The sequence below is a fragment of the Streptomyces sp. NRRL S-37 genome (assembly GCF_000721605.1).
Taxonomy (GTDB): Bacteria; Actinomycetota; Actinomycetes; order Streptomycetales; family Streptomycetaceae; genus Streptomyces.
This window is the reverse complement of sequence record NZ_JOIZ01000113.1, coordinates 1-417: the sequence shown is the minus strand read 5'-3', so window position 1 is coordinate 417 and position 417 is coordinate 1. Positions and strand designations below refer to the sequence as shown.

1 protein-coding gene is annotated in these 417 nt (G+C 69.8%); it reads right to left on the bottom strand.

Features of this window, described 5'->3' with window-relative positions:
- Positions 1 to 417: AMP-binding protein (locus IH50_RS38455; RefSeq protein WP_037873697.1), on the bottom strand; the 417-nt coding region annotated here is incomplete at both ends.

Here is a 417-nt window from a genome sequence, read left to right as displayed (position 1 = left end):
CACCGTCGTGTTACCCAAGTCCGTGACCTGCGCCTGAAGCAGCGCATACCGCTCCCCCGGACCACCGAACCCGACCCGGCCCGGCACCGCAGCCACATAGTTGGCCAGCGCACCATGCGTGACCGCCACACCCTTCGGACGCCCCGTCGACCCGGAGGTGTAGATCACGTAGGCGAGCCCGTCCGGGGCCACCGCCTCCTGGACGGCCGTCTCCTCGGCCTCGGCCAGCTGCATCGTCACCAGCGGTGAGTCGAGTGCGACGAACCTCTTGCCCGTCGGCAGTTCATCCAGGATGTCCTCGGTGCCGAGGAGGAGCGCCGCGCCGCTGTCCGCGAGCATGAAAGAGATCCGCTCGGCGGGGTACTCGGGGTCGATCGGCAGGTAGGCGGCGCCCGCCTTCCACACGGCCAGGATCGC